This is a genomic window from Halorubrum sp. AJ67 (genome assembly GCF_000513435.1).
This window is the reverse complement of sequence record NZ_CBVY010000001.1, coordinates 209,510-221,619: the sequence shown is the minus strand read 5'-3', so window position 1 is coordinate 221,619 and position 12,110 is coordinate 209,510. Positions and strand designations below refer to the sequence as shown.

Annotated in this window: 22 protein-coding genes; 18 read left to right on the top strand and 4 right to left on the bottom strand. The window is 57.8% G+C overall.

Translation table 11 applies throughout. The features are described 5' to 3' along the window. The first annotated feature begins 13 nt into the window (after positions 1-13). The 6 genes from BN903_RS01080 to BN903_RS01055 all read left to right on the top strand — a co-directional run bounded on the left by BN903_RS01080 (position 14) and on the right by BN903_RS01055 (position 3,389). The gene (locus tag BN903_RS01080) at positions 14-373 is read left to right on the top strand and encodes a hypothetical protein (RefSeq protein WP_048075949.1); all 360 of its coding nucleotides are present in this window, start codon (positions 14-16) and stop codon (positions 371-373) included. Between the two features lie 5 nt (positions 374-378). Further along, positions 379-720 carry a hypothetical protein gene (locus BN903_RS01075; protein WP_154017964.1) on the top strand — a complete coding sequence of 114 codons (342 nt, stop codon included), beginning with the start codon at positions 379-381 and terminating at the stop codon, positions 718-720. A 5-nt stretch (positions 721-725) separates the two neighbouring features. After that, positions 726-1,052 carry a hypothetical protein gene (locus BN903_RS01070; protein ID WP_048075947.1) on the top strand — a complete coding sequence of 109 codons (327 nt, stop codon included), beginning with the start codon at positions 726-728 and terminating at the stop codon, positions 1,050-1,052. After that, complete coding sequence (locus BN903_RS01065; RefSeq protein ID WP_048075946.1) at positions 1,049-2,362, top strand: hypothetical protein; 1,314 nt, start codon at positions 1,049-1,051, stop codon at positions 2,360-2,362. Before BN903_RS01070 ends, BN903_RS01065 begins: the two co-directional genes overlap by 4 nt. A gap of 31 nt (positions 2,363-2,393) precedes the next feature. Beyond that, positions 2,394-2,684: a hypothetical protein gene (locus BN903_RS01060; protein ID WP_048075945.1), complete on the top strand. Its 291-nt coding sequence runs from the start codon at positions 2,394-2,396 to the stop codon at positions 2,682-2,684. 183 nt (positions 2,685-2,867) lie between these two features. Beyond that, positions 2,868-3,389 carry a hypothetical protein gene (locus BN903_RS01055; protein ID WP_048075944.1) on the top strand — a complete coding sequence of 174 codons (522 nt, stop codon included), beginning with the start codon at positions 2,868-2,870 and terminating at the stop codon, positions 3,387-3,389. Between the two features lie 39 nt (positions 3,390-3,428). Here the strand turns inward: BN903_RS01055 and BN903_RS01050 are convergent, their stop codons facing one another. Continuing rightward, entirely contained in the window at positions 3,429-3,596 is a 168-nt protein-coding gene (locus BN903_RS01050) for a hypothetical protein (RefSeq protein WP_048075943.1), read from the bottom strand. Positions 3,597-3,805: 209 nt separating this feature from the next. Here BN903_RS01050 and BN903_RS01045 point away from each other — a divergent pair, with 209 nt between their 5' ends. Continuing rightward, positions 3,806-4,888 (top strand): transcription initiation factor IIB family protein, encoded by a 1,083-nt coding sequence (locus BN903_RS01045; protein ID WP_079890527.1) that lies wholly within the window; start codon positions 3,806-3,808, stop codon positions 4,886-4,888. An 11-nt stretch (positions 4,889-4,899) separates the two neighbouring features. On the opposite strand, the gene BN903_RS01040 is transcribed toward BN903_RS01045, so the two are convergent. Further along, positions 4,900-5,730 (bottom strand): IS5 family transposase, encoded by an 831-nt coding sequence (locus BN903_RS01040; RefSeq protein WP_079890526.1) that lies wholly within the window; start codon positions 5,728-5,730, stop codon positions 4,900-4,902. A gap of 87 nt (positions 5,731-5,817) precedes the next feature. Here BN903_RS01040 and BN903_RS01035 point away from each other — a divergent pair, with 87 nt between their 5' ends. The 5 genes from BN903_RS01035 to BN903_RS18285 are packed head-to-tail and all read left to right on the top strand — an operon-like array spanning position 5,818 to position 7,480. After that, on the top strand, positions 5,818-6,198 hold the full coding sequence (locus BN903_RS01035; RefSeq protein ID WP_048075941.1) for a hypothetical protein: 381 nt from the start codon (positions 5,818-5,820) through the stop codon (positions 6,196-6,198). Positions 6,199-6,233: 35 nt separating this feature from the next. Beyond that, the gene (locus BN903_RS01030) at positions 6,234-6,554 is read left to right on the top strand and encodes a hypothetical protein (RefSeq protein ID WP_048075940.1); all 321 of its coding nucleotides are present in this window, start codon (positions 6,234-6,236) and stop codon (positions 6,552-6,554) included. Between the two features lie 29 nt (positions 6,555-6,583). Further along, positions 6,584-7,021, top strand: coding sequence for a hypothetical protein (locus BN903_RS01025; protein WP_048075939.1), 438 nt, complete (start codon positions 6,584-6,586; stop codon positions 7,019-7,021). A gap of 4 nt (positions 7,022-7,025) precedes the next feature. Next, on the top strand, positions 7,026-7,346 hold the full coding sequence (locus BN903_RS01020) for a hypothetical protein (RefSeq protein ID WP_048075938.1): 321 nt from the start codon (positions 7,026-7,028) through the stop codon (positions 7,344-7,346). An 11-nt stretch (positions 7,347-7,357) separates the two neighbouring features. Beyond that, positions 7,358-7,480 (top strand): hypothetical protein, encoded by a 123-nt coding sequence (locus BN903_RS18285; RefSeq protein ID WP_255331269.1) that lies wholly within the window; start codon positions 7,358-7,360, stop codon positions 7,478-7,480. A 3-nt stretch (positions 7,481-7,483) separates the two neighbouring features. Here BN903_RS18285 and BN903_RS01015 read toward each other — a convergent pair whose 3' ends face one another. Next, complete coding sequence (locus tag BN903_RS01015; RefSeq protein ID WP_154017963.1) at positions 7,484-8,185, bottom strand: S26 family signal peptidase; 702 nt, start codon at positions 8,183-8,185, stop codon at positions 7,484-7,486. Between the two features lie 173 nt (positions 8,186-8,358). Here BN903_RS01015 and BN903_RS01010 point away from each other — a divergent pair, with 173 nt between their 5' ends. Genes BN903_RS01010 through BN903_RS00995 form a run of 5 tightly spaced genes read left to right on the top strand, consistent with a single transcriptional unit; the run spans position 8,359 to position 10,707 of the window. Beyond that, the gene (locus BN903_RS01010) at positions 8,359-8,742 is read left to right on the top strand and encodes a hypothetical protein (protein WP_154017962.1); all 384 of its coding nucleotides are present in this window, start codon (positions 8,359-8,361) and stop codon (positions 8,740-8,742) included. Continuing rightward, positions 8,739-9,032, top strand: a complete 294-nt coding sequence (locus BN903_RS01005) for a hypothetical protein (RefSeq protein WP_048075936.1) — start codon at positions 8,739-8,741, stop codon at positions 9,030-9,032. The genes BN903_RS01010 and BN903_RS01005 overlap by 4 nt, the downstream gene beginning before the upstream one ends. 6 nt (positions 9,033-9,038) lie before the next feature. Continuing rightward, positions 9,039-9,665, top strand: coding sequence for a hypothetical protein (locus BN903_RS01000; protein WP_048075935.1), 627 nt, complete (start codon positions 9,039-9,041; stop codon positions 9,663-9,665). Continuing rightward, entirely contained in the window at positions 9,662-9,958 is a 297-nt protein-coding gene (locus BN903_RS16210) for a hypothetical protein (RefSeq protein WP_154017961.1), read from the top strand. Before BN903_RS01000 ends, BN903_RS16210 begins: the two co-directional genes overlap by 4 nt. A 26-nt stretch (positions 9,959-9,984) precedes the next feature. After that, positions 9,985-10,707: a hypothetical protein gene (locus tag BN903_RS00995; RefSeq protein ID WP_048075934.1), complete on the top strand. Its 723-nt coding sequence runs from the start codon at positions 9,985-9,987 to the stop codon at positions 10,705-10,707. A gap of 1 nt (position 10,708) precedes the next feature. Here BN903_RS00995 and BN903_RS00990 read toward each other — a convergent pair whose 3' ends face one another. Continuing rightward, on the bottom strand, positions 10,709-11,287 hold the full coding sequence (locus tag BN903_RS00990; protein ID WP_195155668.1) for a DUF192 domain-containing protein: 579 nt from the start codon (positions 11,285-11,287) through the stop codon (positions 10,709-10,711). A gap of 140 nt (positions 11,288-11,427) precedes the next feature. Between BN903_RS00990 and BN903_RS00985 the strand changes: the two genes are divergently transcribed. Beyond that, positions 11,428-12,105, top strand: a complete 678-nt coding sequence (locus BN903_RS00985) for a hypothetical protein (protein WP_048075933.1) — start codon at positions 11,428-11,430, stop codon at positions 12,103-12,105. The last annotated feature ends 5 nt before the right edge of the window (positions 12,106-12,110 follow it).

Sequence of the window (12,110 nt, the reverse complement as noted above, 5' to 3'; positions counted from 1 at the left end):
AGAGTGATGAAGGATGGAAAATATCCCAGTGTACCTCAAGGAGATCCTGAACGAGGCGACCGCCTACTTCGAAGAGGACGATAACATCTCGCGAGTGGGGGCCGCCCACGAGATCGCCCATCAGCACGAGTCGTTGGTGGTGATGGACGATGGCGAGCGCGACGCCCTCGAACTACTGCGAGACATCCGGACCGTCCACACGTTGTGTGGTGACGAGTTCGAAACGTACCGACAGGGGCGCAACGCAGAGTACGCGGACTCGATTCTCGAAGCGGTCGCCCTTCGATCACTCGAAGAGTTGATCAACGTCCATCTCCACAGCGATCAGTCCTTCGACAAGAACGAACCAGCCACGGCGCAGACAGCGAAGTGAAATCCATGACCGAACCCATCAACCCCGAAAATCTGCGAGAAGCGTACGACCAGACGACCATCCCCAAGCCGGGGACGCCAGAGCGGAGGCCGCACACCGAGTCCGACGACGAGACCGAGATTGCGGTGAACGTCGGCGATGTCATCGAACGCCGAAACCCACACAACGGCGGGACGGTCGCCGACGTCCGATACGTCTTGGAAGTGTACGACCACGGGCTCGTGATGTGGGTACTCGAGGACAAGCGATACACGTACTGTCCCTCGGAGTTCCTCCGGGAGGACCTGAGCGAATACGACCTGCGTGTCCACGAGGATCCGTGGGGCCTTCGCGAGGACGACGAGTAGCGACGATGCCTGCCACAGAGACCGAGTACGGCCGCGGTGGCCCATACCCGAAAGACGGCGAACGGTTCGATCCGATCAACGGCACGCCGCCAAACGGCTGGGACCTCGACGCGCACCTCGTCGGCGGCGGAGCCGACACGCCACGCAGAGAGACGGCACTATGGAGCCACCCAGCGGGCGGGACCATCCGCGTGGTCCGACTGCCCAACGCCAACGAGAAGCCGTACGCGCTCGTCGTGACGGCGACTGGCGAGTCGCGACGTGGGAAGCGAGAAGCAATCTTCGATCAAGCCCGCGAGACGATGGGCCGCCACCACTCGACAGGGCGATGAGTTCGGCGTGGCCGATTTCGATCCAGCCGCCGTTCGCAGACGACTGCTGGGCGATCGTTCGAGCCCGGTTTCTCGACGCACAGTATTGGGAGGCCGACTCGAAACAGGCGGCCATCGACCAGCTGAAAGGCGGCATCGACGACCCACGGGACGTGCCGGGCGAGAATCCCCCGGTGACCCGACAGACGGTCGCGATCGACGCTCACGAGGACTTCGCGAACAGCATCACGCTGGGCACACTCTTCGAGAACCAAGTCGGGCTTGCGAGCTTCGGAGAGGCCACCGCCGAGAAGCCGTGGTTCAAAGCCCAACCAGAACGGAACCAGCTGGAGCCACTGTACGACTCCGACCGTGTTCTCCACGCGACGAGCGGCGACGGGCCTGCCGATCACCCCTCGGAGTGGGAGTGGGAGTACGCACTCTGGGCGAGACACGCGAGTGACAACGAGTTCGACGTCGTGCTTCACCGCCCAGAGCGATACGAGTGGACGACGAAAACGGCCGAGACCAGCGAGCTCATCCGGATACTCCAAGGCCGCTGGCACACGCAGGGGAGCGCCCACCTCAAGCAGTTCTATTTCGAGAAGTCTCACGAAGACACGGACGACCCGTATCTTGCGTGGGAGCCAGCCGCAGGCGAGTACCACCCGGAGTCAGAGTCACCGTTCGACCCATCGTGGGACTTCTGTCCGGGCGCTCCGATGGCGATCAACGGCTGGGAGTACGATCCACACGCCAGGCTGTCGCGTGAAGTCTGGCGAAGCACGACCACACCGGAACGCCGAGTCGAACTTCACCACAACCCCAGCGACTACTCGTTTCTGAAGGTGTTCGACAGCCGCGTTTCGGGCGCAGACGCCGCGATGGTGCCGGACGGATTCGACAGCAAGGTCCAATCGACCACCTTGGCCAGTGACCTCCGAGACAAGGCGGTCCGCTGGATGCGACGGCACAGTCCCGGCGGCGTTGCTCACCCAGCGTTCGACGCACAACTGCTCGAAACACCGGCTGGATGGGTCCTTGATCGGTCGCCGGGCGTTCGGTATGGAGCCGAGTTCCACGTCCGCTACCGCAAAGAGACGCCGCCGGACCAAGAGACAGACGTGTTCATCGAGATCGCCGGGCCGTCGAAAAGCACAGACTTTCGCGTGACACGCATCGAACAGGCGGGCGAGACCGGCCGGAAGACCACCGAGTCTATCCCGACACCGGAACACTGCTCGCCCATCGTGGCGCATTCACGATTCCGGAAGTTCGTTCGCTCGAACACAGAATCACCGGCAGACGACCCAACGCGGGCGCACCCATAAGTTCAAACCCACAGCCACGCAGAACACACCCATGACACCACTCACAACGCTTCTCACTCTCGCAATCGGCATCCTGATCGCCGGGACCGTCGCGGGGACCGTTGCATACTCGATGAACTACATGATGCGGGCAGACGACGTCATGCACCGGATCATCTTGGGGACGTACGTCATCGTCCCGTCGGTTGGCCTCATCGCGAGAGGCGAGGACCCCGCAGTCGTCATCATCTCGATGTTTGTGAGCATCATCATCATCGGCCGCTACACGTTCGGCCTGATCAAACCCCGTCTCCCACGACGCAAACCGGCCAACCAGCAATAGTCACCGGGCGGCCAAGAATTTTCATAGAACCAACAACTACTTGGAAGTAGATTCCAAGATCCAATTTGAGCGAAACTATAATACCGTGCCATACCTGTTAGTGAGTCACCAAGAACAGAACCAGCCAGATAGGAACAGTGCGAGTCGAAGACCTGCGCCCCGCTCAGCGTGGATTGGAAACGTATGAACCTCACAAAAACAGAATATACAATCGCAGTCGAAGAGGAAGTTACCCTCGAAGCGTTCAGGAACGCGACGAGTGACGGAGTCAACATCAGGTGGGTCAATATCGCCCCCATCCACCACCGGACAACTGCTCCGTTAGACACCAAGCGAGTCACACACGAAATTATCGCAGAAATGGCCGCCCTCTGTGAGGATTGGCCAGAAGACGAGACGACGCTTTATTGGAATCTTCACATTCCGGACACAGACACGCTGATCGACCCCCTCACGAACAGGTCGATTCGCACGCCGGCAGTCCCCCATCTTCAACCGCCGCCCGCCCCGATCGTAACTGCGTGCCAACGATGGTACGACGACGACAACGAGGAGATCGAAGGCGACAGCGACCGCGCTCTACTCAAGGGCTTTTTCATCAAGACGACCATCAGCCAAGACGGAACAGTCACTGATGCCGAACTGATCGCGAGGTACACCGAGCCCTCAAACACCAGAGCTGGGCTCAACACGCCGTCATACTAGCGTCGAAACCGCAACTACAAGAGGGTAGCAGACCGGTATCTACAGGTCGCGCGGCTGGACCGTCTTCCGATCGTTCGCCTCAGCTCGGGCCGCAGCGTCGGAGATCAGTTCCTCGACTTCCCCATCGAGCGCGTCGTAGAAGTCCGCCGCCACATTCTTGTCATCCAGGGCTTCCTTCACAGCCGCCTTGACGATTAGGTCAGACATTGCGGATTATACTCTGGTGCCCCTCAATATAAACTTTGTTTATAGGAGACAGATGGGGCCGAAACGGACGAAATATCAAATGACGACAGTGGGGGAACTTCCTGATAGAATAGATATGATTCCTTGTTTTTGTCCCCCGGAGTTGTGCGAAGGGGTTTCCTTAGAAGCACCACCGTAGATCCCAGACAGATCACTTCAATCAACCACTAATGACTCAACGAACATCCGTAGCAACCGCACCGCAAGAATCCTCGACCACGTCGGCGGTCTCCCCGGAAGAAGCCCGCCAAGAGCCGGCTAGCAGTCGTCAAGACGAATCCACCTGCCCTGACTGCGAGGGTACAATCATCACTGACGAGGCCGCCGGAGAGCGCCACTGTGCTGACTGTGGGATGGTTATCGAGGAAAACCGAATCGACCACGGTCCCGACTGGCGGAATTTCGATCACGAAACGGACAACAGCCGGGTCGGTGCGCCCGCCTCCGAGGCCTTACACGATAAGGGACTCTCGACTCAGATCAGTTGGCAGAACAGAGACGCAAACGGGAACCAGATCTCCTCACGAAAGCAGAGGCGGATGTCCCGGCTCCGAAAGTGGGACGAGCGATTCCGGACGCAGGACATCCGAGATCGCAACAACAAAAAGGGCTTCACCGAGATCCAGCGGATGACCTCGGCGCTAGGGCTACCAGCCAACATCGCACAAACGGGCGCAGTCATCTTCAGGAAAGCCTCTGAACAGAAAGTCCTCCCCGGACGATCTATCGAAGCTGTCGCAACGGGTGCGACTTACCTAGCCGCACAGCTAGAGGGCATCCCCCGAACCTTCGACGAATTCGCTCACGTTTCGCGAGTCGAACGGGCAGCCATCAGACGAGCGCAGTCAGCGATCGACAAAGAGCTGAACCTCCCGATCAAGCCGACGACACCCGAGGCCTACATTCCGCGATTCGCAAACGAGCTAGATGTCTCAGAGCAAGTCGTCACTGAAGCGAAACGGCTGACCAGCCACCTCTCGGAGACAAATCACATCTCCGGGCGTAAGCCGAGTGCACTCGCTGCTGTCTCCCTCTATACAGCCAGCATCACCCTTGGATCACCGATAACCCAGACCACCGTCGACGAATCGGGACTCGCGAGCGAAGTGACGGTTCGGAACACCTACAAACTCTTTCTCGACGCTGACCCCACCTGTAAGTACACTCTCGAAGAGCTCGACACGATGAACTCTGCTGAAATCAAAGCGGAACTGAGCCCAGACCCAACCAACGGCTGTGTTGAATCGCTGTAAGGCGTAGAGATTCACTGTTTGACGAAGCGCTTGATGTTGTAGACCATACACATCAGAGCGATCTCACGGAACTCGCGGAACCACGACCGCGCTCGCACGGCGAAGCCGAGCGAGCGCTTCATAGCCGAGTTCACGGTTTCGGTCATAGAGCGCTGATTGTAGCGGTTATCGTCGATTCTGGCGTTGTGTGCGTGGTCGTACGGTGCGAAGATGCGGTGCTTGATCAGCGGTCTGATCCCGAGATCGCGTAATCCTTCGCGGAGCGATTGCTTGTCGTAGCCCTTATCGGCAGCGAGAGACCGCAGATCGCCCGCGTTCCGGCGGGCGATCTGCTCAGCGAGATCTGCGTCACTTCCTTCCCGGTTGGTTGAGCAGTGAACGTCAAGGATAGCTTGAGACGCTGTATCGACGAGTTTCGTGACTTTCAGCTTCTGAACGTGGTAGCTGATTCGCTGGCAGTAGTGGCGGCTCGCTGCTGAGCGTTCGTAGAATGTAGCGTCTATCGCGGCGTGTTCGGAGAGATCGTGCAGCTGCGCCGACTGACGCAGCAGCACTCGACAGACGCTCATACTGATCCGGTCGAACGCCTTACACAACGTGGACGGCACGGGGAGATCGGCCGCGTCAAGGCCGATCTCCCCGATTATTTGTGGCATCTCTTTGAGTAGGTCGATTGTCATCCGATAGGATGTGTCGAGGTAAATTCGCAGACAGTGGAGGGAAACGAGTGCGTAGTCGGCGAATCCGCCGCCGCCTTCCGGGGCGGCGGATTCGCCTCCATCGCCAGTAACTCTTTGAGCAACCGGCACAACTTCCCCGATGAAGCGGGAGATTTGCGTCATAGACAACCGCAGTTTCCCGCTTCAGCTCCTTTGATTTAGCGACCTACCCTGCCGCCGTATGGCGATTCAACACAGCCCAACCAACAAATGACGCACGCCACCAACCTAGACGACAGCCCACCTGAGCGAAACGGATTCAAGACGATCCACTCACCGTACAGACCGTTCCCACATGGTGCGAAGAAAGCCCTCGCGAACGCGGCAGACTCCATCGAGTATCCCGAGGAGCACAGTCGGTATGCGTACGTGAGCGAACTCCCAGACGAAGAGACACTGGATAGCTGGGAGCTCTCCCACGTGAAGTATGACAGTCCGGACGAAACGTGGGTCACAGATAGCGGAGAAGAGGTCTTCATCTATACAGACCGCGTCACGGTCGATGGTCGCATTACACAGATGAACCCCGACGACGCGAAGAGTCAGGCCCGCTCACAGGATTCCTTTACCCGCACCGAGTCACCCGCCTGAACCGCGGGAATTTTTATCCACCGGAGAGGGGTGAGATGGAGAAGGTAAAATCACCAGAAGAGGGATTCACCCACTGGTATAACGAAGATATCCACAGTGCCATCAATCCGATCAACTACACGCAAGCCTTGATCGATGAGATGGGGCTGAAAAACGGAGATGTCTATCTAGCGGGCGGGGAGGCCCACCAGGTCGAAGCTATCGACATCGACGTCGACAAACTCGTCCTCGCTGACCCCACAGTAAATCACCCGCAAGATGCCCGAAGCGGCCAGTGGAGCGTTCCGATCACTGGGCTGTACCAGGACTGGCGACAGGGGAAAATCGACCCGGCAACCATGGACGCACTAGCGTGAACGCCCGAGATACCCCGCCACACCGTTCAGTGAGTTCTCGGCATACGCACATCGCCGAAGACCGAGCAGTCCACGTCGTCGATGACGGAGAGTTCGAGCAGGAGCTGACCGAGACCGCCGACCCTAACGAGGTGTTGGCGTTCATTTGCCAGCTCGTCGAGTGGTACGAGAGCGATGTTGATCACCGGGACGAACTCCCGCTGTTCGCGACGGTCGTCAACGACGGCTGTGTCTACATCCGAGACGCCCAAGGCGGCGAGTGGCTCACGTGGACTGTCGATGAGTGGACGCTCCCCCCTGAAGAGGGACAAGCGAGTGACGGGGACTACTCGCTAGAAGACACAGACCGACGGCTGAACACAGACGTAATTCGGCCAATCATCAACGCAATCGCAACGACCTACGAATCCCCAAGCGAAATCAAGCAGCGACACGACTGTACCCAGATCGAATCCTGTTCCCCCTAGACCCATGCACAACGGAGTATACACCGACATCGACGAATTCACCGACGCAGTTGACGAGTCCGGCGAGATCCACCGCGATTTCGACTTACAGGGTGCACCGATGAACCGGACCATCGGAACCCTGATCGAGATGAACGACGAATTCGATCTACTATCCGTCGTCACTTCCCACCGCCACGACCTCCCTTACCCAACGGGAGCCGATTTCCACGTGACGTCAGTCCACGAGTTCGCAGACCTCATCGAGAAACTCGGTGGGAACTGTATAGAGGACATCGAACAGAACGACGACGGAAGTGCCCAGGTCGGCTACCACTTCGATTAACACGCCCACCCATGACAACCACTACTCTCCCGATAGAATCGCTTCTCGAGGCCGCTGGCATCCCCAGTGATGCGTCAATTCACGACTTCGAGTGGACAGACGACGGTCTCGAAATCGAGTATAGCGAGTCCTAGCAGCTAGACGATGAGCCGACCGGAAAAGATCAGTCGGATCCAGCCTACGTAGGGGACATCCGCGCGAGCAACCGAGCTTATCCAGCCACCGTCGATCGGCCGGGACAGGCCGATAGCTTGGTCATAGTACGGGTTGTTGTCTCCCTTCGTGATGTAGCCAGCATTTGGAGCAGGACAGTTCCGGAGGTCAGAACACGATGTCGCTCCATGAAGGAACGATTCATTCGCCCGCTCGAACCAGTCTTCACCCTCCTCAACGTGAAACATGGCACGGTGGATCGTTGCTGGACCGTTCGTTTGTGGATCCTGAAACACGATCACCGTCCCGTATCCGCCGAGGTTCTCGATCCCTTCCTGAACGGCGAAGTCGTGAGTGACGACGCCGTTCTCGTCAGCGTTCTCGTTCACAAACCGATCAGGAGCCGACACGATAGTCAGGTCTCCTTGGTTGATGTTCGGCTCCATACTCCCGCTTTCAACTACAGTCATCGGCGGCCAAACGCCAGCAGCCACCGTAAGTAGAAGCAACCCTACAATCACGATCCCGAACCCGAGACTTCCGTCGCGGATCCACAACCCGATAGTAGACTTACCACCGCCCTCATCAGTAGGCGGCTCCATTTCGGGATATTCTATCGCCTCAGACTCCGAATCGGAATCCGGATCGGGATAGACAAACCCTGACCCATCATCGTCTTGGCTCATTACAACTCGTACTCAGTCACTTATCAAGTATCTTTGGCTCAACTTCCCGCCCGCGTCTCAGTAGAGATACAGGGTGTGAGCAGACCGAGCGGCACCCTGACGGCAAGATAGCTACCTACAGAAGCCACCAAGGGAGAGTTTTTAGAAACCGAGTGGGGTGAGTTATGGAATTGATGGAAACGCCGGTTACGCAGGCCCAAGCACAGCAGGCACTCGAAGCCACCTTTGAGGAAGAGGATGACCAGCCGGACCTTGAGGTCTTCATGGCTCTCCTCCGTGAGTATCAGGCCTACTTCCTCGATGAGGAGCTGGAAGGGCACCTCGAATCCGTCCACGAAGGGTACGTCCGAATCTACGCAGCCTACGCAGACTGCTTCGTGATCGAGACTTCGTACGACGCCCACTCCATCGGTCTAGGAGAGCTTGGATACGGTCACCAACCCCTCCAGCGCGCCGTAATGAACGCCCACCGAAAGGTCGCAGAAGAAATCGAAGACGAAGTAGGGCCGGACATCTACCCGATCGCACTCAACCTCCCAAACAGAACTACCGAATGACCAACATCAAGTCACTGAAAGAGCTGAAGCGGAGTAACATTACTCGGTACGAACACACCCGTACCGGCGAGGCGAAACGGATCCACACCATCGACATCCGCGGAAAGCGAGAGGATCCGAAGCTCGTTGGAAGCGTCGTCACTATCGACGAAGATGGACAGTCCGACGAGATCGACGCACAAGAGTTCCAGAACCAACTCGCGCTCGAGATAATCAAGCCCCTACCGGACACGAACTCCGAAACGAGTACCCTAGACAGCTTCGAGAACACGCCGGCCGGACATGCGTAATCCAACATGAGCGACACCACGACCGTCAAGCAGACAGAACAGCCCGGACCACCGCCGACTCACCTCCCCGACCCGCCAAAAATCACTGGCTATCAGTCGTCCGGCGGCGAGTTGGGTTCGCCGTCGACGATCACGCTGACCGTCGAGTTCTACACACCGGGGATTGCGGAACCCTACGAGACAGACGTCCTGTTCTCGATCACCAACGGCACCGCAGAGTTCCGCCGCGTCGAAGCCCAGATCGGCCTCTCCAAGTCCCTCATTGCGGTAGAAGCCGCTTCAAAGGAAGTGGGCAAGCACCCAGCGGTAACGGCAGTAGAAGACGTCGACGCACTCGTAGAATCACAGCGCCAGTGGATCGGCCGGTGCGAGCAGTTCAAAGCAACCGGCTGGGTCGAGATGCCGGAGAAGCCTGACAGCACGATCGCCAGCTGCGTCGAGGCGTACGAGAACAAAGACGGCGAGCAGTACATCATCTGGACGACCCCCGAGGACAACGACAACCACCCAGACATCCTCATCGAACACCACCACGGAGACGACGACGAGACCGTAGATACGACACCCTGCGACACCGTCGATGAAGCACGAGAGAAAGTCACTCGCGAAACGACAGGTGTGACCGAGGAATGACCACACAAGATAGCGAAGGAACAGACCGTTGTCGAGAGACGACCGGCCATCAGAACGTCCCCATATCAGCATCCTACGGAGGAACGACGTTCCACCTCTACCAGCTCGTCTACACACCTGATCCCAGAGACAAACACTACCCGAAAGCATGGGTGGTAGTGGACCTTCAGGGCAGACTCAAACTGTCTGATCTCCGCTTCGACGAATCGAAGAGCCTTACAGAGGAGGAAGTTCGCAACTCCCGGATCACTCCAGAGACAGCCGCAACCGGAACACCGGTCTTCGGGTACTAATCCCGATCTGCTCCAGAACCCACAGAATGAATCACAGAAACGCAGCCGTCACGCTCCGTGAGCAAGACGCAGCCCACGGTGAGACGATTCCCCTACCGACAGTCTACCATGTCGGAAATCTCGATGAAGAGCGAGCCGTTCCATACACCTCACAGGAAGGCGGAGAACTCTCCATCTCAGTCCACCCTGACGTGTGGGAAGGGATCATCCGAGGAGATGGTACAGCAACCCACGAAACGCTCCACACCTACGAGCTCTCAAATGGAGAAGCGGAGTTCTACTACGTCGACCCCACTGCCGAGTTAGAAGCCGAGCGGGCTTGGTGTATTGATGCGGGATACATTACAGAGGTGACTGGCTATCGTGTGAGCTTCACCGACGAGAACGGTGACGAGCGGTATCTGAAAGTCAAAGACGAAGGTACTGCTCAGGAAGAAGCGGCATCCAGACAGTCGAGATACACAGAGGAACCAATCCTCACGCTCGCCGCGAAAGGAGTGAACTACTGGAGCAAGGCGTTCAGGCAAGCGCCGGAACACGCTTCACCAGTCCTGATAGAGGGACTATTGCCGATTTGGTACGCCAGCCACCTCGATGTCGACGGGGTCTGGTGGGCCGAACAACTGGCTCCCGAGAAGCGTTCTGCCCCTCGGGGTTGTATCTTCCAGAACCGGCTCGACAGATGGGACAAAGAGATCACCGGGACAACGAAGCCGGCGTTCGATTCTCCATCGCGTCCGTCAGCGTGAATTATGCCCCACAACCGCCATCGATACGCACGGAATCACCCGGCTCGACAACACCAGATGCGGCCCCTTTGGGGACTTCTAGAACGTATTTGCCAACGCCTCGATACTGATGATGTGGTTCAACCCCAGTCTCATTCCCAGTCGGCGCGTCCGCTTCGTGAACCGCTTGGATGACACACGAATCGTCGATAAACAGAATATCGATGCCGAACTCCATCCGTGGCATCGCGTAGGTAAACGTCCGCATCTCATCATGGAGGAACAGCATCCCCGTACCTGCTTCAAGTTCTGAGACCCCACCGAGCCCGGACTCTTTCTCCGACTGCGTGTCCGCGTGAACGACAGAGAACGTCTCAACAGTCTCACCCTCCGAGACCAGCTCGACTTCGCCATCCCAATCCACGGTGTACGCTTCAACCCCAATGAGAGCGCCAGTTCCGATGAGGATGCCGAATCCCGCGACCCCCGCTAGAACGAGCACTAAGGAGGGCTGTCCATCTTCAGGCTCCACCACTTCCTCTGACTCAGCAGCATCGTCACTATCCACTTCTCCGCTCGAATTCGTGTTTTCGTCACTCATTGTTGATACAGCGGCTGGCCGCTGTCTCTTACCCATCGATTCAGCCCACCCCATCAAAAGTGTTGAGGGTCAAACACAGACGGGGGATAGAGTTTATACTACACGTTGTGAGTGTCCTGTTGTTAAAGAAGTCTCCATGTATGGAATCTAACCACTCACACTCAGACGACACCGACGCCGCCGTGCTCGCCCCCAGTCCAGAGTATCTCATCTGTCTTGCGGAACTCTCACCCGCGAACCTCAAACTGTACAACACCGAGACGGAGCAGTTCGTGAGGGTGGTCCCGTCAGATCAGGAGTTCGAAATGGAACACCGAGCCGGACCTGAACAGCCGTGGGAACACCAGTCAACTGGGACTGATCTGAAGGCGATCGTCAGAGAAGCCACCGACGTTCTCGATCTGGCGGTCACGACGAAGACGTGCCCTCAGACCGGCCTTGAGGATCTATATATCGACACGGGAGAACACGGTCAGCTACTCATCGACGATCGCGACCAGTTCCCGGTCCACATCGTCAAGAAGCACCCCAATCCGTTCGACCCGACAAACGAAGAGTTCCTCATCGAAGCCCCCAACAAGCAGGGAGAGTCGATCCCGAACCACTACAGCTACCACGTCCACACCCGGCACTGTATCGAAGACGAGTGGGAAGCCCCCCACTCCTGTTACGAAGAACTTAGCCCGGCAGCCGCGATGGACCGCTTCTCAGCAATCACGGATCTCGACACCCTGATGATCGACGAAGAGGAGGAGCCAACCGAAGTCTTCCAGGAGCCTCATGAGACAGAGACTGAATCCCCGAACACCGAGAGTTGAATAGA